We start from the raw sequence: 19,981 nt of genomic DNA, 5'->3' as shown, positions 1-19,981 counted from the left end.
CTTACGAATACAAAGAGAGCCATCAAACGCTTCCATAGTAACTCGAGCTGCACCCATTTTCGATAGATCTTGTGTACTCATAACTCTCCTGCGTTATAACGCCCGGCTAAGGGGTTGACAACGCACCACCGAACTCAAAAAACACCCTGTAAACGCTGAACTTCAATTTTGCACTAAAGCCGCCACGCGTTGGCAATCCCTCTTGAGCCGTTTGTTATATTCGATTCACTTAACCATGATAGGCTACATATCTAATCCTGATTGCCATAATGATCCACGGCGAAACTAAACATGACTTTAATCAAAAAGAACGTGCTGGTGATTAAGAACCAAGTGGGTAACGGTAAAAACATAAGTAATAACAAACCACTACACATTAGATTTGCAGAAATGAACAGTTGGATACGATTGTCCTTTAAAGCATTTACCACTAAGGCAGATATTATTGTGTAGGCCCAGATTAGAAACGCATACTCGAAGGGTGCAGAAAGAAGCCACGCTATCGCTAAGATATGAATATGTATAGCAATAAAAAGAAAGCGTCCCTTGCTCCTTTCTGCGTAAAACTTATTTGTGCCTCGGCTAAAATTTGCAATACATCCAGCCAACACATCAGCAATTAGAATGAAACCTAACGCTGTCAACCAACCATTTTCATGGGCTATAGGACGATAAAACTGAAAATAAATTAGAAAACTACCAAATAAGGCAAATATTGCCGTACAAGTAATTTCAATTAAAGATTGCTTTTCACCAAAGACCTCATGAAGATACTTGGGAATTTCAATATATTTCATCCTTTGTCCTTAAAAAGTTCACCGATCAGCTTGTGGAATATAACGCCCGCTTAAGGGGCAGCCAACGCCACTACTGACTCTCCGCATAACACAGTAAACACGAAAACCAACGCATAGTAAAAATGCCATGCGTTGGCTGTCCCTCTTGAAGCGTTTGTTATAGCTCGGCTATGTGTGACAACGTTTCTGGATGACGCTGTACTAACTTTAAAAGAGTGACCGCTTGACCATTTGGCACGCTACGACCTTGTTCCCAGTTTTCTAATGTGCGTGAAGACGTATGAAGTAACCGCGCGAAAACTCCGCGGGACATATTAAACTGCTCGCGAATACTCACGATTTCATCCGGTGAGATGTTCAACTCTCCCACGTCATTCACATGATGTGTTTTCAGCGTAAGCTTACCTTCTGAATGCTGTTTAGCCTCAACAAGAGCTGAGCTTAACTCTGCAAATAAATCACGATTGCTCATTGCGCCACGCCTCCATAAAAGCCATTAGTTGTTTCCTTTGATTTGCATTCAAATCGGACATTTCATTTTTGCCGTAAATGGTTAGCAAATAGAAACGCCTCTTTTCATCGAGAAAGTAATAGATAATCCGTGAACCACCACGCTTTCCCTTACCTTTACTCGCAACTCGAATTTTTCGCAAACCGCCAGTACCTTGAATCACATCACCCAGCTTGGGATTTAGCATTAGCTCTGCTTGAAAGAGCCTATACTCCTCATCACTGAGATACTCATCTCGGTACTTTTCAAAAATTGTTGATTCGACAAATACACTTTTCATACAGGAAGTGTACGCACCAAGCGTACAGATAGCAAGAACTAGTTCAGATAAGAGCTATAACGCGCGGCTAAGGGGTTGACAACGCACCGCCAAACTTAAAAAACACACCGTAAACACTGAACTTCAATTTTGCACTAAAGTCGCCAAGCGTTGGCAATCCCTCTTGAGCCGTTTGTTATACCGTGATCCGATGCACATTGTAGGAACTTCTTTATCAATTGCCATAGTGCCGTATAATCGCGGCCAAATTACACCACAACAATCCATCAGTGAGTTGCAAATGTCCAAACTATTTTTCAAAGGTCGAATCGATGCTAGACAAAACCACGTCATTTCAGGCTACAACGTAAACCGTGATGTAAAAGCAGGCACTGACGAGGCTCCAATCAATGTTGTCGTCCCAACCGAGGCTCGTAAAGCAGAGATAGAAATATTACTTTCTGAGCACTCAATAGTGGCTGATATTGTCATTGACTCAAAGCAACCAGAGAACACTGTTGAGCTTGATACGCTATTAAACAAACCTAAAACTATTACCTATGACAAAACACCAAACCGTAATGAACCGTGCATTTGTGGAAGCGGAAAAAAGTACAAAAAGTGCTGTGCTTAAACCCTCGATAATTACGTCCAAAGCCGTCTTCTGACGGTTTTTTTATAAACTAGAACCTATACGATATTCTGCGCGTAAGTCAAAACGGTATAACGCCCGCTTAAGGGGCAGCCAACGCTACTACCAAGTTTCCGCATAGCACCGTAACCACAAAAACCAACGCATAGTAAAAATGCCACGCGTTGGCTGTCCCTCTTGAAGCGTTTGTTATAAGCGTGCTAGCGTTTTTCTACTTTGCTATTCAAACCAACTTCTAATGCAGATGCCTTAGTTTTTGCTGCTTCTTGATATGTTTCGAATACATCTCCATTTTTTCGTCCACTAAAATGAAGAACTCCGTGAACCACTGCCATAAAAAAGGAAACAACAACAATAAAAATTGGCAACAAACCAAGACCTTCAAAATTTAAAGATATCAATCCTAAGACAAAGAAAAAACTTGAAGCTATAGCAATTTTTTTACTACGAGATGAAGATTTCATAAGCATCCATATAAGCAAGTTAAACTTATGAGATGTTACAGATTATCAATTACGCATAAGTTGACTTAATTAACAGAATTAAGAGCTTATAACGCCCGGCTAAGGGGTTGACAACGCACCGCCGAACTCAAAAAACACACTGTAAAAGCTGAACTTCAATTTTGCACCAAAGCCGCCACGCGTTGGCAATCCCTCTTGAGCCGTTTGTTAGGCCAACCAATTGACACCTGCACTTTCAAAACTAAAGAACAAGGCTTCTTTGCAAACCAAAACAAACTAACCTATTCATTTACAAACCAAAACACCAAATCAGCAAAGAAACAAAAAACTCAAATTGAGCGATTTGGAAGAAAAGTGACGAGCGTAGCATGCTCGGCGGACGTTTGGATGCTGAAGGTTATTTTGCCGCTAAACTCACAGCGCTAAACAACCCAACGCGATCAAGAAACAGCAAATATGTGATGATTATTCATTACTTAAGTTAAGCCACAAAACATGGAATTTACTGCTCAATTTCAACTCGACTTAGCTGATAAAAACTCACCTTGCCTAACGCCCGGCTAAGGGGTTGACAACGCACCGCCGAACTCAAAAAACACACTGTAAACACTGAACTGTAATTTTGTACTAAAGCCGCCACGCGTTGGCAATCCCTCTTGAGCCGTTTGTTAGCTGCTGCACTTTAGCCGGAGATTTGCTCCCCAACGGCCTAATTTAAAACACATTATTGCTTTCAAGCGACAAAGTAAAACGGACAACTGAGAAACTAAAACCTAATCCATGAAACGCACTTGGCAAAGAAGAAATAACAGGAAAACTGGCGAGCTTCTAAGACTTCAATTTACAAAGAATCCTTTCAAAGAAGCCAACAACCAAGTGCGTGAAATCCATTTAGTGCAAAAGAGCTTCAAAACCAAAGAAGCCGCACCAAAGAAATAAACAAACACAATACTTCCCGTAAGAAGACTTCGGTTAGTTCAACCACTTCACGAGCAGTGCCACTGGCGAGATACGCGGAAAAGTGCTGACTTTCAGGTGTAAAGCTAGAGCCTCAGACTAAGAAAAATAAACACGTAATTTGATGATTTTTCTTAACCTCAGCTAACGCCCGCCTAAGGGGCTGGCAACGCATAACACTAAACTCAAACACAACAGCCGTAACCACCGCGGCTCATTGGGACTGGAAACGCCACGCGTTGACAGTCCCTCTTGAGGCGTTTGTTAGCTTCGTAGCCGATTGTTTAACAATGACTTTTTAACACATTTCCTTGAAAGCCATTTTACGCAGAAGCATCACACAAACACACGTCCAACGCCAAAAGCTGTGAAGTTGGCTGCCAAAACTTAAGACGATCTAGACTAAGTTGGCCACGGTTAAGAGTCCGCGACAAAGAAAGCAAGATCACAGCGATGATACAGCTTTTTGTGAAACCAAACTTTCCGTGTGGGACATCCAACGATCTTGAAGTATCGAGATTTGTTGGCTTTCCAAAGCTTTGAAACTGCTGAATTTTCAACGCTTCTACCACGTAAATATCCGATTAAAACACAAAAGTTGACTCGTAAACTTTCAACACATGAAGCTGATTTTTTCAAGAACATTGAACTCAATATTTTGGTGATTCTTGCTTCAAAGAAGCTAACGCCCGGCTAAGGGGTTGACAACGCACCGCCGAACTTAAAAAACACACTGTAAACACTGAATTTCAATTTTACACTAAAGCCGCCACGCGTTGGCAATCCCTCTTGAGCCGTTTGTTATATTCGATTCACTTAACCATGATAGGCTATATATCTAACCCTGATTGCCATAATGATCCACGGCGAAACTAAACATGACTTTAATCAAAAAGAACGTGCTGGTGATTAAGAACCAAGTGGGTAACGGTAAAAACATAAGTAATAACAAACCACTACACATTAGATTTGCAGAAATGAACAGTTGGATACGATTGTCCTTTAAAGCATTTACCACTAAGGCAGATATTATTGTGTAGGCCCAGATTAGAAACGCATACTCGAAGGGTGCAGAAAGAAGCCACGCTATCGCTAAGATATGAATATGTATAGCAATAAAAAGAAAGCGTCCCTTGCTCCTTTCTGCATAAAACTTATTTGTGCCTCGGCTAAAATTTGCAATGCATCCAGCCAGCACATCAGCAATTAGAATGAAACCTAACACTGTCAACCAACCATTTTCATGGGCTATAGGACGATAAAACTGGAAATAAATTAGAAAGCTACCAAATAAGGCAAATATTGCCGTACAAGTAATTTCAATTAAAGATTGCTTTTCACCAAAGACCTCATGAAGATACTTGGGGATTTCAATATATTTCATCCTTTGTCCTTAAAAGTTCACCGATCAGCTTGTGGAATATAACGCCCGGCTAAGGGGTTGACAACGCACCACCGAACTCAAAAAACACACCGTAAACACTGAACTGCAATTTTGTACTAAAGTCGCCACGCGTTGGCAATCCCTCTTAAGCCGTTTGTTAGGCCAACCGATTGACACCGACACTTTCACAACCAAAGAACGAGTTTTTTTGTAAACTTGAAACAAACTAACCGATTCATTTATAAACCAAAATGCTAAATCAGCAAAGAAACAAAAAAATTCAAATTGAGCGATTTGGAAGAAAAGTGGCGAGCGTAGCATGCTCGGCGGACGTTTGGATGCTGAAGGTTATTTTGCCGCTAAATTCACAACGAAAAGCAACCCAACACGATCAAGAAACAACAAATATGTGATGACGATTTATTGCTTAAGTCCAGCCATGAGAACATGGAATTCGCCGTTCAATTCAAACCCGATTTAGCTGATAAAAACTCACTTTGCCTAACGCCCGGCTAAGGGGTTGACAACGCACCACCTAACTCAAAAAACACACCGTAAACACTGAACTTCAATTTTGCACTAAAACTGCCACGCGTTGGCAATCCCTCTTGAGCCGTTTGTTATATGTTTGGATGAGAAACCTAGCTAGATCTTGAATGCAATGCATTGAATTACATAGTTATCAACACATTGCATGCGGACGGTATAAAATGCAGCTTATTTATAAAAAGCTTCAACTTCACCTTTTAACTTAATCAGCATCGGCTGGCCAAAACGATCTTTAGCTTTTGGTGACGGAATTTTCACCCACCCTTCACTAATGCAGTATTCTTCAACATCAGTACGCTCTTTGCCATTTAGACGAATGCCAATGTGATGTTCAAAGCACTCCGCTACATAGTGTGGGCTGCGAGGATTACCAGCAAGGTGATCCGGCAAAGCGGGTTTAGCTGTAGTGTCGTTCATATTCATAACCTAAAATATGTAAAAAAGTGCGCTATTGTAGACAATACAAGCCGACCGCTCAACATAGTAAAGATGCTATTTCATATGCGGTATAGAACGCAGAACTAGATGACATATAACGCCGCATTAAGTGGTGAGCAACGCAGACCACTGAACTTAAAGTATTGTGCCGTAAACACTTAAGCCGAAGCAAACCGAAAATGCCGAGCGTTGGGAATCCGTCTTAAATGCTTTGTTAGCAGTACTTTACTGAATTTATCAGCTGTACGATTTTGTCTCGATAGTACTCGTGTGGCGCTGAACGATATTTTGGATTATTAATACACTGCAATTTGTAAATAATATCTCCGTACATCCTACTTTGAGTAAACCCCATTAGCTCTAGTAAGGTAGACGGTGATTTAAGTTTGAGAAAGCAGCTTTTTGACAGTTTTACCTTGTCATGGAAATGTTCATGATGGAGATCTCCTATAACCCTACGGGCACTTTTATAGTTCACTTTGTTCCCGATAATCTCAAAGCAGTAGAGCGAAAGAATAACCAAGTCGGTATAGTAATAATTTACATCAATGTCATCTTGGTTCAATGTGACTTCTTGCAAAATTACTCCCCCACCAATACCAGCAGTCAAATTAGACCACATAGAGTGCTTACGCATTTGGTGAAGCTCGGGGCGTAAAACACCCTTCGCTATATCCCAAGACTTAGTGGAGGAATCAACCATTGTTGATTTAACCTGAACCTTTCTACTTATATCCTCAGAATCAAGAACTAAGTCATAGCCATTATCATCGACATCAGTGCGGTAGGCTTTAAGGTAATACCCCTGCATCGCATAAGCTAACTGTAGATCAAACAATAATTTGTTCATTAACATCGACTCACGGCGAATCGAATTTTCAGGCTCGTAGAAAAAACATCTCGATTTGTCATGTTCCATACTTATTTACCACCGTGTACTGCTAACGCCCGCTTAAGTGGTGAGCAACGCTACCACAACACTCAATTATTGCACCGTAAACACATAAGCCAAATCAAACCAAAACCGCCGAGCGTTGCGAATCCGTCTTAAAGCGTTTGTTAGTTTAAATTGTTTCCGCGTCAGGAATTAGTGCTTTCATTGCATCTGAGAACTCACCCTCGACGTATGACGATATTTTTGCAAACAAACCCCACAAAGCCAGCTCAAACGCGGTATCTCTGTCGGCGTTACCCCAGTCGATAGGAACCATTTTAATAAAGGCTTCAACCTGGTGGGTAAGCCCCTTATGCTCAACTTTATGGGCAATGTTATTTCTAATATTGTTTAGTTTTCTAGCGGCGTTCCAACAATTTTTATCCGCATCTTCAGGGACAAGTGACTGGGCTAAGCAAATTGCTTGATCGCATGTGAGTCGTGCTGCCTTTAACATCTTCGGGTTTGGTAGCTTACTATCGATAACTAGCCTCACTTGTTCTTCTATCAACAAGTGTCCCTTCAATATTACAAGCTCACGCTCTTTCCCATGAGGAAGAAGAGATATAAAACGTTCAAAAGCCTCAAACTGTCTTCCATTCGTGCTCATTGTGACTCCTTTAAACTAACGCCCGGCTAAGGGGTTGACAACGCGCCACCGAACTTAAAAAAACACACTGTAAACACTGAACTTCAACTTTGCACTAAAGCCGCCACGCGTTGGCAATCCCTCTTGAGCCGTTTGTTATACAAAATTAGCTTCGAACTTATTACACTTAATTTCAGTTTCTCGCGACAAAACTTTTGCGATTTCAGACGGTTCATAGAAATGCTTTGTATTAAAGCGCACCAATGGATGATGTCCATCTAGGACTTCATTTACATACTGATCGCGTTCCTGCCTTTTTTTCCAATTATGCGTAGAATCATCGAGTTCGATAACTGCTAGAATTTTTGTGGTCTTATCCGTTATGACAAAGTCCATTCGCTTTGCCCACGTTCGAGAATTATGCTTAAAATTAACAGGTTTAACCAAAGCCATTAGTGATACTTGGCTATGAATTACATACTCCGAAGGAAGAGCTTTTTGTAATGCAAAATAGAGTTTCCGTTCATTTTCAGTTGCTAAATGGCTTTGCTTTTTATGCTCAATTTTTACATTAGATGGAATAGGTACGTCAGTTAATTCAAATTTAGCTTTACGCTTGCTCGCAGTTTGATTTGGCGAATCCCATGAAGCTGGCTTCGGCGTATTATTTCCTTTAAGTTTCCATACAATGTAGCCAAACGCTACGATGATAATTATTTCAAACATCTGCGCCTATTTCTCCTTTTTGTATAACGCCCGGCTAAGGGGTTGGCAACGCACCGCCGGATTCAAAAAACACACTGTAAACTCTGAACTTCAATTTTGCACTAGAGTCGCCACGCGTTGACAATCCCACTTGAGCCGTTTGTTATGCAAATTCAATAAGATAAACTGACTTTACTCGATCAAAAGCCACCATTGCAATGGTTGAGTGATTCAAGAACCAACCCAAACCAGAGCCGTGATAAATAAGCCGCCAAAACAAAGTCCACCTTTCAACAACAAACCAAGCTTTTGAATCAGACAAACTCAACAAGCAAGACTTTCAGCAAATGCGAAATGATCGAATAACTTGCCCTTTCCACACTTTGCGCCCACTTAATTTACAACGCGCCAACGCTAAAACTGATTGAGGCAAACAAAGAACTTTGCCTGTTTTACGGTTTGAGTGAACCACGAATCTGAGAGTAAAAAAGCTCATTTGCCGACAACACAAAACGAATGGCCGGAGAAATCCCAAAAGATTGGACCCCTAAATTTACCTGAGTTGCATAACGCCCGGCTAAGGGGTTGACAACGCATAGCCGAACTCAAAAAACACACTGTAAACGCTGAACTTCAATTTTGCACCAAAGCCGCCAAGCGTTGGCAATCCCTCTTGAGCCGTTTGTTAGCTGCTGCACTTTAACCGGAGATTGACTACCCAACGGCCTAATTTAAAACACATTATTGTTTTCAAGCGACAAAGTAAAACGGACAACTGAGAAACTAAAACCTAACCCACGAAACGTACTTGGCAAAAAAGAAATAACAGGAAAACTGACGAGCTTCTAAGACTTCAATTTACAAAGAATTCTTTCGAAGAAGCCAACGACCAAGTGCGCGAAATCCATTTAAGCGCGTAAGAGCTTCAAAACCAAAGAAGCCACACCAAAGAAATAAACAAACACATCACTTCCCGTAAGAAGGCTTCGGTTAGTTCAAACACTTCACGAACAGTGCCACTGGCGAGATACTTGGAAAAGTGCTGACTTTCAGGTGTAAAGCTAGAGCCTCAGACTAAGAAAAATAAACGCTTAATTTTATGATTTTTTTTAACCTCAGCTAACGCCCGGCTAAGGGGTTGACAACGCACCGCCGAACTTAAAAATACACCGTAATCACTGAACTTCAATTTTTCACTAAAGTCGCCAAGCGTTGGCAATCCCTCTTGAGCCGTTTGTTATGCAAATTCAATGAGATAAACTGAATTTACACGACCAAAAGCCACAATTGCAATGGTTGAGTGATTCAAGAATCAACCCAAGCAAGAACTGTGATAAATGAGCAGCCAAAACAAAGTCCACCTTTCAGCACCAAACCAAGCTTTTGTGTCAGGAAAACTCAACGAGCGAAAACTTCAGCAAGTACAAAATGCCCGATAAACTTGCCCTTTCCACACTTTGTTCCCACTGAATTTACAACGCGCCAACGCTAAAACTGATTGAGGCAAACAAAGAACCTTGCCTGTTTTACGGCTTGAGTAAACCACGAATTTTAGGGTAAAAATGCTCATTTGCCGACAACACAAAACGAATGGCCGGAGAAATCCCACAAGATTGAACCCCTAATTTTACCTGAGTTGCATAACGCCCGGCTAAGGGGTTGACAACGCACCGCCGAACTCAAAAAACCACTGTAAACACTGAACTTCAATTTTGCACCAAAGTCGCCATGCGTTGGCAATCCCTCTTGAGCCGTTTGTTATGCAAATTCAATGAGATAAACTGACTTTACACGACTAAAAGCCACAATTGCAATGGTTGAGTGATTCAAGAACCAACCCAAGCATGAGCCGAGATAAATAAGCCGCCAAAACAAAGTCCACCGTTCAACAACAAACCAAGCTTTTGAATGAGACAAACTCAACAAGCAAGACTTTCAGCAAGTACAAAATGCTCGATAAACTTGCCCTTTCCACACTTTGCGCCCACAAGATTCACAACACGCCAACGCTAAAACTGATTGAGGCAAACAAAGAACCTTGCCTGTTTTACGGTTTGAGTGAACCACGAATCTGAAGGTAAAAGTGCTCATTTGCCGACAACACAAAACGAATGGCCGGAGAAATCCAAAAGATTGAACCCCTAAATTTACCTGAGTTGCATAACGCCCGCTTAAGGGGCAGCCAACGCTACTACCAACTTTCCGCATAACACTGTAATCACAAAAACCAACGCATAGTAAAAATGCCGCGCGTTGGCTGTCCCTCTTAAAGCGTTTGTTAACCTTCTTCGCTAACGCTCTCGGCACTTTTTGGCATGATTTTTACGTTCGTCTTAACTTGTATAAAGTCTGAATTTTCTTCTTGCTTATGATACACCACACGGTAGGGAATTATTAAATTACCAGATTCAACTCTTCGTTTAATGTCTTCAATAGATTTACCCTCACGACTCCGAGCATTGACTGAAACTATTTTCCTGGCACAGGCTCCAACAGGAAGGTTTAATTCTGACTTAAATCCATCATCAGATGCTATCAATGGACAATTACCCGTATTATGTAGTGAAACGGTGAATTTAAACTGGGCTTCACTATCGTTATAGATAGCCGTAGGTATTTCACTCTCGTTATACTTTTCAATGCTAAGTTCTAAGAATGGCATGTTGGGTTTAAAAATACGCTCTTGCAAGGTAGCTTCTTTTTTAGTGATTCTATCGAATATTTGACCAAACCCTATACTCTTTTTAGGGTCATAGTTCCCATCTAATAAATTTATTAAACGGACACAAAACTGAGAGAACCCATTTCTAGACCATGATAGAGACATAATAAAATTATCATTTACATAGGTGACCGTATAGCTTTTTGAAATTGCCCAATGTTGTCCAGTGTAGATGAATTCAGCACCGCCACCGGCCTCAGCCAATACAGCTTTCCCATCTTCGGTCAAATAAATATTATTTAGATCATCTATTTTTTTAGCTAATAGAGAATTCTTATTTTCGAAGTCTGGTGCAACAATTGAATTTAATGCAATCATCGCTGTAGATGTTTCGTCTGACTCATATCTGAGAACCATTCCACCAATGAAACCATGTGCTTCTATACCTTTATACAATTCCTTTACAAGGTAAGTTTTCTTAACTTCAGATTCTTTAAGGTCAATATAAATCACTCCGCTATGATAAGTGGCAGGTAGCTGATCTTTAAATGAATTTACTTCTTTTAGTTTATTTATGGAGTCTTCAATTGATTTTTTCGTCAACCTTGATTTGACTTCATATACAGCAACTACGTATTTTGCTGGAATCGCTAAATATTTACCTTGCTGGCTGTTGTCGTAATTGCCTTCAGTCCACAGGACTGGAGCTTCAAGAGCTTGATATATGATAATGTCATAGTGATATAAGGTTGTTGAATCATCATAAAGGTTAGGAATTATATAACCCGATGTAACGGCATATTTTTTAGGTAGGAATTCACTCAGCCACTTTCTTAAATATGCCTCGACGCCATCTCCATGAGCTGTTTTTACTGGTCGATTAGCTTGCAGTTCATAGATTTTATCAAACTCATCTAGTATATTTTTTCTATTTCGGTGAAATTGTTTCCAACCATGTTGTCCATAACAGTCTTTCATCGATACTCCCAATGTTATCTAAGAAGGTTAACGCCCAATTAAGGGGTGAGCAACGCTACCACCCAACCTAAAGCATTGTACCGTAAACACTAAATTTGAAGTAGAAGCAAAAATGCCAAGCGTTGGGAATCCCTCTTAAATTGTTTGTTATGTTTTACCACAAATGACTGATTTATTTGGCAAAGAACTGCACCGCTGACCGTTTTTCAAGAAGTGAATCACAAGCTCATAATCACTGGACCGCCAGATGCACAAAACACCAAACGCGTAAGCCCACTTCCCTGCCCAATGAGGCAACCCGACCAAATCACAACAAGCGCCCTTTCTTTCCAACCAAAGCGCAAAACAATGGCAAATTGCCGAGACAACTGCCAAGCAGAAATGCTAATTGACTAAGAACCTAAAAGCGACTTTGAGCCAGTTAAACAAGAAGCCAACCGCCACGACCTGACAATGAAGCAACCCGCGAACATTGGCATGTCTTACGGGTTGAGAAATTCACAAATTTGGGCCGATAATGCGGATTTGCTGAGGCAGCTCGAACGAATGGCTAAAGGGACAAAGAACAGTGTTCGAAGGATATTTAAGCCATTGAAATACAAGTAAACATAACGCCCGGCTAAGGGGTTGACAACGCACCGCCGAACTCAAAAAACACACTGTAAACACTGAACTTCAATTTTGCACTAAAGTCGCCAAGCGTTGGCAATCCCTCTTGAGCCGTTTGTTATGCAAATTCAATAAGATAAACTGACTTTGCTCGATCAAAAGCCACGATTGCAATGGTTGAGTGATTCAAGAATCACCCCAAGTAGGAGTCGTGATAAATAAGTTGCCAAAACAAAGCCTACCTTTCAACAACAAACCAAGCTTTTGAATGAGACAAACTCAACAAGCAAGACTTTCAGCAAGTACAAAATAATCGATTAACTTGCCATTTCCACACTTTGCGCCCGCTAAATTCACAACAAACAAGCACCAAAACTCATTGAGGCAAACAAAGAACCTTGCCTGTTTTACGGCTTGAGTAAACCACGAATTTTAGGGTAAAAATGCTCATTTGCCGACAACACAAAACGAATGGCCGGAGAAACCTCAAAAGATTGACCCCCTAAATTTACCTGAGTTGCATAACGCCCAATTAAGTGGTGAACAACGCACTGGCCAAGCCGCTGCATTGCACCGTAAAACACTTTACTCAACGCATAGTAAAACTGCCACGCGTTGAGAATCCACTTGAATTGTTTGTTATGTGAATTTCACTATGAATTCAAAGTAAATCACCGTAGAAACGAAGGGATTTGAATAAGTTACGTACAAAAACGATGCTGACCAAACCCTAAATTTCACAGCGATCTGATCCAAAGAGAGCCACTTGCAGAATCAACAACAAAGAAAGCGCCCTTTCAGCCACAACAAACCCTTTTGCTTCACCAAACTTTTAGAGCTGAATATCAGCAAGAAAATCAGTCAAAAAGACATTTCAATTAAAGCGATTTGAAACCACCGAAATTCAACACAAACCAGATCCAAAACTCAATTGAGGCAACTCAAGAACCTTAAAAACGATCAATCTCAGGTTGTTCAAGAATCCATTTCGACCAAGCCACCGTGCCGAAAACACGGAACGAATTCTCAATAAAATCGTAGAGTTAACCTTAAAAACTCATCCAACACATAACGCCCGGCTAAGGGGTTGACAACGCACCGCCGAACTCAAAAAACACACCGTAAACACTGAACTTCAATTTTGCACTAAAGTCGCCAAGCGTTGGCAATCCCTCTTGAGCCGTTTGTTAGGCCAACCAATTGACACCGACACTTTCACAACCAAAGAACGAGCTTTTTTGTAAACTTGAAACAAACTAACCGATTCATTTATAAACCAAAATGCTGAATCAGCAAAGAAACAAAAAAACTCAAATTGAGCGATTTGGAAGAAAAGTGACGAGCGTAGCATGCTCGGCGGACGTTTGAATGCTGAAGGTTATTTTGCCGCTGAATTCACAACGCTAAACAACCCAACGCGATCAAGAAACAGCAAATATGTGATGATTATTTATTACTTAAATTCAGCCATGAAAACATGGAATTTACTGTTCAATTCCAACTCGATTTAGCTGATAAAAGCTCACCTTGCCTAACGCCCGGCTAAGGGGTTGACAACGCACCGCCGAACTTAAAAAACACACCGTAAACACTGAACTTCAATTTTGCACTAAAGTCGCCAAGCGTTGGCAATCCCTCTTGAGCCGTTTGTTAGGCCAACCAATTGACACCGACACTTTCACAACCAAAGAACGAGCTTTTTTGTAAACTTGAAACAAACTAACCGATTCATTTATAAACCAAAATGCTGAATCAGCAAAGAAACAAAAAACTCAAATTGAGCGGTTTGGAAGAAAAGTGACGAGCGTAGCATGCTCGGCGGACGTTTGGATGCTGAAGGTTATTTTACCGATGAATTCACAGCGATAAACAACCCAACGCGATCAAGAAACAACAAATATGTGATGACGATTTATTGCTTAAGTTAAGCCACAAAACATGGAATTTACCGTTCAATTCCAACTCGTTTTAGCTGATAAAAACTCACTTTGCCTAACGCCCGGCTAAGGGGTTGACAACGCACCGCCGAACTTAAAAAACACACTGTAAACACTGAACTTCAATTTTGTACTAAAGCCGCCACGCGTTGGCAATCCCTCTTGAGCCGTTTGTTATGTGATTGTTGCACAAGATTTACATTAAGGGCTCAGCTATAATCCATACGCACCAAGTTAACTATAATAAAATGGACATGATATGAAAGCTCTTATTTATGAAACACTTATTAGCCTTGCAAACCAAGATCCTGAACAACATGCAAAAATTCGCGAAAATCTGTATGAACAGTTGGGCTTGCCTTTGGACAAACAATTAGCTCTATACTCTAGAGCCCTTGGGCCAGCAAGTTCAGGAAAACTTGAAAATGACCAAGCGATCAATAATGCAGTTGAAAGTGCCATTAAGCTGCTAGAAACACCTGAGCACTAGCCTTGCATTACTAAATATCAGCGGCCCACGACGTCAAGGGCCGTTTTTATATGCTCATTTTCTAACAAATCCTCAGCCAACTTAGACAAAATTATCACCAGTAATACTTTTAGAGAAAGCTAAAACCTCGATTTTTGAGCCAATTCCCTTCTTTGACGGCATGCAATAAGAATCTTGTTCTTTTCAATAATCGTTGAAGAATGCCAATCAATAATTTCATTCAACGATCTGAAACATCCCAAACAAATATCCATTTCACCTAAACAGCACTGTCTAATACACGGTGACTTGGGATCTTCGACCTCACTCATTTTCCTATCTTCCATAATAAAAATCCTATCACATTTCCGCAGTAGTCTTTATTAATGCAATCATAGTAAAGAATTCGGCGCACACTAGGCACATAACGCCCGGCTAAGGGGTTGACAACGCACCACCGAACTCAAAAAACACACCGTAAACACTGAACTTCAATTTTGCACTAAAGTCACCATGCGTTGGCAATCCCTCTTGAGCCGTTTGTTAGGCCAACCAATTGACACCGATACTTTCACAACCAAAGAACGAGCTTTTTTGTAAACTTGGAACAAACTAACCGATTCATTTATAAACCAAAATGCTGAATCAGCAAAGAAACAAAAAAACTCAAATTGAGCGATTTGGAAGAAAAGTGACGAGCGTAGCATGCTCGGCGGACGTTTGGATGCTGAAGGTTATTTTGCCGCTGAATTTACAGCGCTAAGCAACCCAACGCGATCAAGAAACAACAAATATGTGATGACGATTTATTGTTTAAGTCCAGCCATGAGAACATGGAATTCGCCGTTCAATTCAAACCCGATTTAGCTGATAAAAACTCACTTTGCCTAACGCCCGGCTAAGGGGTTGACAACGCACCGCCGAACTTAAAAAACACGCCGTAAACACTGAACTTCAATTTTGCACTAAAACCGCCACGCGTTGGCAATCCCTCTTGAGCCGTTTGTTATGCAAATTCAATGAGATAAATCGACTTTACACGACCAAAAACCACAATTGCAATGGCTGAGTGATTCAAGAATCAACCCAAGCAAGAACTGCGATAAATAAGCCGCCAAAACAAAGTTCACCTTTCAACAACAAACCAAGCTTTTGAATGAGACAAACTCAACAAGCAAGACTTTCAGCAAGTACAAAATGCTCGATAAACTTGCCCTTTCCACACTTTGCGCCCACAAGATTCACAACACGCCAACGCTAAAACTGATTGAGGCAAACAAAGAACCTTGCCTGTTTTACGGTTTGAGTTAACCACGAATCTGAGGGTAAAAATGCTCATTTGCCGACAATACAAAACGAATGGCCAGAGAAATCCCAAAAGATTGAACTTCTAAATTTACCTGAGTTGCATAACGCCCGGCTAAGGGGTTGACAACGCATAACCGAACTCAAAAAACACACTGTAAACACTGAACTTCAATTTTGCACTAAAGCCGCCAAGCGTTGGCAATCCCTCTTGAGCCGTTTGTTAGGCCAACCAATTGACACCGAGACTTTCAAAACCAAAGAACGAGCTTTTTTGTAAACTTAAAACAAATTAACCCATTCATTTATAAACCAAAATGCCAAATCAGAAAAGAAACAAAAAAACTCAAATTGAGCGATTTGGAAGAAAAGTGACGAGCGTAGCATGCTCGGCGGACGTTTGGGTGCTGAAGGTTATTTTGCCGCTAAACTCACAACGAAAAGCAACTCAACGCGATCAAGAAACAACAAATATGTGATGATTATTTATTGCTTAATTTAAGCCAGAAAACATAGAATTTACCGTTCAATTCCAACTCGATTTAGCTGATAAAAACTCACTTTGCCTAACGCCCAATTAAGGGGTGAGCAACGCTACCACCCAACTTAAAGCATTGTGCCATAAACACTTAATGTGAAGTAGAACCAAAAATGCCAAGCGTTGGGAATCCCTCTTAAATTGTTTGTTAGGTTTGTGCCTCGAAGCTCATTAGGTGATAACTTTCATGCCCTTTTTCGACTGTCTCTTGGATTGTGAATCCTTGAGAAATGTAAAAGTCGGTAGCATTGGCATTTTTAACAAGACTTTTGAGACTCAAGCTATTGCTTACTTTTTTTGCATGGTTCAATAATTTTAAACCGACACCTCGTTTAAGGTGTTGTGGACTAACAAACAGATGATGAATGAAGTTTTCAGAACTCCAAATGGAGATAAAACCAACAACTATGCCCTGCTCTACAGCAACCCAAATTTCTTCACCATCAGTATCTTTAGCAAAGTCTGTCAGACAATATGCAGTTGTATCAATGAAAGAAAAAGTAGTGACTCTGGATTCCAAGTAAATCCTTGCTGTAGCTTCATAATGATGAGGTTGAAACCTGATAATTTCCATGAACTTGCCTTAAAAACCTAACGCCCGCTTAAGGGGCAGCCAACGCCACTACCAACTTACTGCATAACACCGTAACCACAAAAACCAACGCATAGTAAAAATGCCGCGCGTTGGCTGTCCCTCTTGAAGCGTTTGTTATGCATTACAAACCACCGGCTAAATCTAGAAAGTTACCTGTGGAAAATGATGATTTTTCAGACGCTAACCAATAAATAGCCTCAGCAACTTCATCAGGCAAACCACCCCGTTGCATTGGGATTTTATTTTTGAGTCGTTCTATACGGTCAGGCTCTCCACCGTCAGCGTGCATATCGGTATAAATCAATCCTGGGCGAACACAGTTAACTCTGATACCTTCCGCGGCAACTTCCAACGACAGACCTTTTGTTAACGTGTCAATTGCACCCTTTGACGCTGCATAATCGATGTATTCATTCGGTGAACCTGTTCGAGCGGCTCCCGAAGAAACATTAACTATGACACCACCGAGACCACCATGACGAGTTGACATTCGTTTCACTACTTCACGACAACACAAGAAATAACCTGTCACATTGTTTATGAGAATTGAGTTAATCCTCTCTGCACTCATTTCGTCTAAGCGCATCTGCTTCTTTAAGATACCAGCATTGTTGACAAGAACGGAAACAACACCAAGCTCTTGGTCAACGGTTTCAAACAGTTTAACAACATCACCTTCTTTGGAAACGTCAGCTTGAACCGCAATACAATGACCACCTAACGCTTTGATTTCTTCAACGAGAGTATTAGCAGCCTCAGCATTAGATTTGTAATTTATGCATACGGAAAAACCGTTTTGAGCAAAAAGCTTTGCTGTCGCCGCACCAATCCCTCGGCTACCGCCAGTAATAACAACTACTTTTTGAACGCTCATTATTCATCCTTTTAACGCTGAATTTGATGTAATGCATAACGCCCAATTAAGGGGTGAACAACGCCACCACCCAACCTAACGCATTGTACCGTAAACACTAAAGTTGAAGTAGAAGCAAAAGTGCCAAGCGTTGAGAATCCCTCTTAAATTGCTTGTTAGCCTATCATGATCACTTGATTTCCTATGGAAGAAAGATAGCATATGGCAAACTTTAAACGAGCCACATAAATGAGCGCATCAATCGATACTATTTCCATAGCTATGCAAAACCAAAGCCGTTCAAGGCGGTTTCTTGCACTATCCACATTTTGCTTACTGCTTTACCTTACAATCTCGTACGTCGTCTATGTCAACGTGACCCTACCTGTTGGCGTATTTAGCATATGGGAAGCGTCAATCGTCATTATGATTGCCGGGTTCTTTGTCTATTGGTATTTGCAAATAAAGCCTAGTAGTTTGCATTTCGTTGGAAGGGATGAGCATTTCGGTTATGCAAAACCACAACACAAGCTAGTAAAAATTGCCGAGATAAGAGAAGCTATTGAGCTGTACGATCACCACAAACAAGAAGGTGAAAAAAGATACGACCTATTGCCTATTATTGATTACATAGAAAAAAGGTTGAACATTTTCCCACCAAGCCATGAGTTTAGCCCCTACAATGTGGGCAGACTTAACCTCGACTCTGAAGTAAGAAGAAAACTATTTTTTTCATCTTTAAAGTCTTTAACTACGCAGTTAGAAGCCCAGATCTTGGAAGAAAAAGAATTATCAAAGAATGAACCTAAGAAAGAAACTAAAGATTCAAGGTTTGACACTATCCAGCTGGGACGCAGTTTTACAAATAGAATTAACACTGAAATCGAGCAATTATCCAGAAGAGCTAATTTATATATAACATTTGGCTCACTCATAACCGTCACCGCAGGTGTCATTTTATTCTATGTTGTCAACGACATTACACAACTTGTATCAATTAGAGCAGATACAAATAACGACGCTATTTCTAGCACTGATTGGTTTAGTTTAATTAGCCGATTTTCAATAGTGATTTTTGTGGAAATTTTTGCATTTTTCTACTTGCGATTATACAGAGAGATGATGATAAACATTAAATACTATCAGAACGAAATAACAAACATTGAAATGAAGATGTTGGCAATACATACAATAGATCAACAGAGCCTAACCAATAATGATGCAACAAATTCAATTATAAATTCACTGGCAAACTGCGAAAGAAATTTTGTTATCGATAAAGGTAAAACAACCATTGATATTGAAAGAACTAAAGTCGAGAATAGCTTCACAAACTCAGTTTTTAATAATATCCATAAGCTAACGAAATCAATCAAGCAGCCTTAAGCAACAAAGCGTGGAAATAACCTTTCCACGCTAAACTTTGAATGTAGGCTAACGCCCAATTAAGGGGTGAGCAACGCTACCACCCAACCTAAAGCATTGTACCGTAAACACTAAAATTGAAGTAGAAGCAAAAATGCCAAGCGTTGGGAATCCCTCTTAAATTGTTTGTTATAAGTCATTTTCGCGCTTTGTTTATTAGCTCGATTATGTTGTTTGGCGCAGCATCATCCGTGATTATGCCTGTAGATACGGGTCTAAAGATCGCTTGTAAAACTAAATTACGTGAGAGTGTCCTGAATTCTGTGTAACTGTCTAAACTTAAGCCTTAAAGGCTAAGGATGGACAATATGGATAAGAAAGCACTCGAAGCTTTTGCTCGTGAAGCAGCAAAGTCAATTAAGACAGAATCT

At 40.5% G+C, this 19,981-nt stretch carries 17 protein-coding genes and 1 pseudogene; 3 read left to right on the top strand and 15 right to left on the bottom strand.

The window, feature by feature from the left end:
• Window positions 1–251: 251 nt before the first annotated feature.
• The 3 genes from AACV20_RS06335 to AACV20_RS06325 all read right to left on the bottom strand — a co-directional run bounded on the left by AACV20_RS06335 (window position 252) and on the right by AACV20_RS06325 (window position 1,588).
• Window positions 252–797: a hypothetical protein gene (locus AACV20_RS06335; protein WP_170908000.1), complete on the bottom strand. Its 546-nt coding sequence runs from the start codon at window positions 795–797 to the stop codon at window positions 252–254.
• A gap of 157 nt (window positions 798–954) precedes the next feature.
• A complete protein-coding gene (locus AACV20_RS06330; RefSeq protein WP_000071008.1) occupies window positions 955–1,269 on the bottom strand; it encodes a helix-turn-helix domain-containing protein in 315 nt (104 codons plus the stop codon).
• A complete protein-coding gene (locus AACV20_RS06325; RefSeq protein WP_000843587.1) occupies window positions 1,256–1,588 on the bottom strand; it encodes a type II toxin-antitoxin system RelE family toxin in 333 nt (110 codons plus the stop codon). Before AACV20_RS06325 ends, AACV20_RS06330 begins: the two co-directional genes overlap by 14 nt.
• A 280-nt stretch (window positions 1,589–1,868) precedes the next feature.
• On the opposite strand from AACV20_RS06325, the gene AACV20_RS06320 reads away from it, so the two are divergent.
• Window positions 1,869–2,201 (top strand): PBPRA1643 family SWIM/SEC-C metal-binding motif protein, encoded by a 333-nt coding sequence (locus tag AACV20_RS06320; protein WP_069573255.1) that lies wholly within the window; start codon window positions 1,869–1,871, stop codon window positions 2,199–2,201.
• Window positions 2,202–2,419: 218 nt separating this feature from the next.
• On the opposite strand, the gene AACV20_RS06315 is transcribed toward AACV20_RS06320, so the two are convergent.
• From AACV20_RS06315 to AACV20_RS06275, 9 genes and pseudogenes are all read right to left on the bottom strand, one after another.
• Window positions 2,420–2,683: a hypothetical protein gene (locus tag AACV20_RS06315; RefSeq protein ID WP_071179112.1), complete on the bottom strand. Its 264-nt coding sequence runs from the start codon at window positions 2,681–2,683 to the stop codon at window positions 2,420–2,422.
• Window positions 2,684–3,938: 1,255 nt separating this feature from the next.
• The gene (locus AACV20_RS06310; RefSeq protein WP_225506335.1) at window positions 3,939–4,037 is read right to left on the bottom strand and encodes a Tfp pilus assembly protein; all 99 of its coding nucleotides are present in this window, start codon (window positions 4,035–4,037) and stop codon (window positions 3,939–3,941) included.
• A pseudogene (locus AACV20_RS06305) lies at window positions 4,027–4,089 on the bottom strand (DUF645 family protein); the annotation flags it as partial. The pseudogene AACV20_RS06305 and the gene AACV20_RS06310, both read right to left, overlap by 11 nt.
• A gap of 389 nt (window positions 4,090–4,478) precedes the next feature.
• The gene (locus tag AACV20_RS06300) at window positions 4,479–5,024 is read right to left on the bottom strand and encodes a hypothetical protein (RefSeq protein ID WP_017049528.1); all 546 of its coding nucleotides are present in this window, start codon (window positions 5,022–5,024) and stop codon (window positions 4,479–4,481) included.
• 717 nt (window positions 5,025–5,741) lie between these two features.
• Window positions 5,742–5,990, bottom strand: coding sequence for a DUF3297 family protein (locus AACV20_RS06295; protein ID WP_026028286.1), 249 nt, complete (start codon window positions 5,988–5,990; stop codon window positions 5,742–5,744).
• 235 nt (window positions 5,991–6,225) lie between these two features.
• Window positions 6,226–6,930 (bottom strand): hypothetical protein, encoded by a 705-nt coding sequence (locus AACV20_RS06290; RefSeq protein ID WP_170907999.1) that lies wholly within the window; start codon window positions 6,928–6,930, stop codon window positions 6,226–6,228.
• A gap of 145 nt (window positions 6,931–7,075) precedes the next feature.
• The gene (locus AACV20_RS06285) at window positions 7,076–7,555 is read right to left on the bottom strand and encodes a hypothetical protein (protein ID WP_170907998.1); all 480 of its coding nucleotides are present in this window, start codon (window positions 7,553–7,555) and stop codon (window positions 7,076–7,078) included.
• Between the two features lie 135 nt (window positions 7,556–7,690).
• The gene (locus AACV20_RS06280) at window positions 7,691–8,260 is read right to left on the bottom strand and encodes a DUF2726 domain-containing protein (RefSeq protein ID WP_017050105.1); all 570 of its coding nucleotides are present in this window, start codon (window positions 8,258–8,260) and stop codon (window positions 7,691–7,693) included.
• A 2,257-nt stretch (window positions 8,261–10,517) separates the two neighbouring features.
• Window positions 10,518–11,879, bottom strand: coding sequence for a DUF6602 domain-containing protein (locus AACV20_RS06275; RefSeq protein WP_170907997.1), 1,362 nt, complete (start codon window positions 11,877–11,879; stop codon window positions 10,518–10,520).
• A 2,805-nt stretch (window positions 11,880–14,684) separates the two neighbouring features.
• On the opposite strand from AACV20_RS06275, the gene AACV20_RS06270 reads away from it, so the two are divergent.
• Window positions 14,685–14,915 carry a PAS factor family protein gene (locus AACV20_RS06270; RefSeq protein WP_013868597.1) on the top strand — a complete coding sequence of 77 codons (231 nt, stop codon included), beginning with the start codon at window positions 14,685–14,687 and terminating at the stop codon, window positions 14,913–14,915.
• A 119-nt stretch (window positions 14,916–15,034) separates the two neighbouring features.
• Here AACV20_RS06270 and AACV20_RS06265 read toward each other — a convergent pair whose 3' ends face one another.
• From AACV20_RS06265 to AACV20_RS06255, 3 genes are all read right to left on the bottom strand, one after another.
• A complete protein-coding gene (locus AACV20_RS06265) occupies window positions 15,035–15,241 on the bottom strand; it encodes a DUF1289 domain-containing protein (RefSeq protein WP_094166358.1) in 207 nt (68 codons plus the stop codon).
• A gap of 1,644 nt (window positions 15,242–16,885) precedes the next feature.
• Window positions 16,886–17,311 carry a GNAT family N-acetyltransferase gene (locus AACV20_RS06260; RefSeq protein WP_170907996.1) on the bottom strand — a complete coding sequence of 142 codons (426 nt, stop codon included), beginning with the start codon at window positions 17,309–17,311 and terminating at the stop codon, window positions 16,886–16,888.
• 142 nt (window positions 17,312–17,453) lie between these two features.
• A complete protein-coding gene (locus AACV20_RS06255; RefSeq protein ID WP_094501500.1) occupies window positions 17,454–18,206 on the bottom strand; it encodes an SDR family oxidoreductase in 753 nt (250 codons plus the stop codon).
• Window positions 18,207–18,434: 228 nt separating this feature from the next.
• Here AACV20_RS06255 and AACV20_RS06250 point away from each other — a divergent pair, with 228 nt between their 5' ends.
• Window positions 18,435–19,571, top strand: a complete 1,137-nt coding sequence (locus AACV20_RS06250; RefSeq protein WP_170907995.1) for a hypothetical protein — start codon at window positions 18,435–18,437, stop codon at window positions 19,569–19,571.
• Window positions 19,572–19,981: the final 410 nt, after the last annotated feature.

The organism is Vibrio sp. B4-6 (genome assembly GCF_963888245.1).
Lineage (GTDB): Bacteria > Pseudomonadota > Gammaproteobacteria > Enterobacterales > Vibrionaceae > Vibrio > Vibrio anguillarum.
This window is presented reverse-complemented; position numbering and strand designations above follow the sequence as displayed.

Excerpts from the sequence above, each read along its gene's own strand:
- AACV20_RS06265 (WP_094166358.1), bottom strand. The coding sequence starts at position 15,241 with ATGGAAGATAGGAAAATGAGTGAGGTCGAAGATCCCAAGTCACCGTGT.
- AACV20_RS06295 (WP_026028286.1), bottom strand. The coding sequence starts at position 5,990 with ATGAACGACACTACAGCTAAACCCGCTTTGCCGGATCACCTTGCTGGT.
- AACV20_RS06260 (WP_170907996.1), bottom strand. The coding sequence starts at position 17,311 with ATGGAAATTATCAGGTTTCAACCTCATCATTATGAAGCTACAGCAAGG.
- AACV20_RS06270 (WP_013868597.1), top strand. The coding sequence starts at position 14,685 with ATGAAAGCTCTTATTTATGAAACACTTATTAGCCTTGCAAACCAAGAT.
- AACV20_RS06300 (WP_017049528.1), bottom strand. The coding sequence starts at position 5,024 with ATGAAATATATTGAAATCCCCAAGTATCTTCATGAGGTCTTTGGTGAA.
- AACV20_RS06280 (WP_017050105.1), bottom strand. The coding sequence starts at position 8,260 with ATGTTTGAAATAATTATCATCGTAGCGTTTGGCTACATTGTATGGAAA.
- AACV20_RS06285 (WP_170907998.1), bottom strand. The coding sequence starts at position 7,555 with ATGAGCACGAATGGAAGACAGTTTGAGGCTTTTGAACGTTTTATATCT.
- AACV20_RS06275 (WP_170907997.1), bottom strand. The coding sequence starts at position 11,879 with ATGAAAGACTGTTATGGACAACATGGTTGGAAACAATTTCACCGAAAT.
- AACV20_RS06255 (WP_094501500.1), bottom strand. The coding sequence starts at position 18,206 with ATGAGCGTTCAAAAAGTAGTTGTTATTACTGGCGGTAGCCGAGGGATT.
- AACV20_RS06290 (WP_170907999.1), bottom strand. The coding sequence starts at position 6,930 with ATGGAACATGACAAATCGAGATGTTTTTTCTACGAGCCTGAAAATTCG.
- AACV20_RS06320 (WP_069573255.1), top strand. The coding sequence starts at position 1,869 with ATGTCCAAACTATTTTTCAAAGGTCGAATCGATGCTAGACAAAACCAC.
- AACV20_RS06315 (WP_071179112.1), bottom strand. The coding sequence starts at position 2,683 with ATGAAATCTTCATCTCGTAGTAAAAAAATTGCTATAGCTTCAAGTTTT.
- AACV20_RS06325 (WP_000843587.1), bottom strand. The coding sequence starts at position 1,588 with ATGAAAAGTGTATTTGTCGAATCAACAATTTTTGAAAAGTACCGAGAT.
- AACV20_RS06335 (WP_170908000.1), bottom strand. The coding sequence starts at position 797 with ATGAAATATATTGAAATTCCCAAGTATCTTCATGAGGTCTTTGGTGAA.
- AACV20_RS06250 (WP_170907995.1), top strand. The coding sequence starts at position 18,435 with ATGAGCGCATCAATCGATACTATTTCCATAGCTATGCAAAACCAAAGC.
- AACV20_RS06330 (WP_000071008.1), bottom strand. The coding sequence starts at position 1,269 with ATGAGCAATCGTGATTTATTTGCAGAGTTAAGCTCAGCTCTTGTTGAG.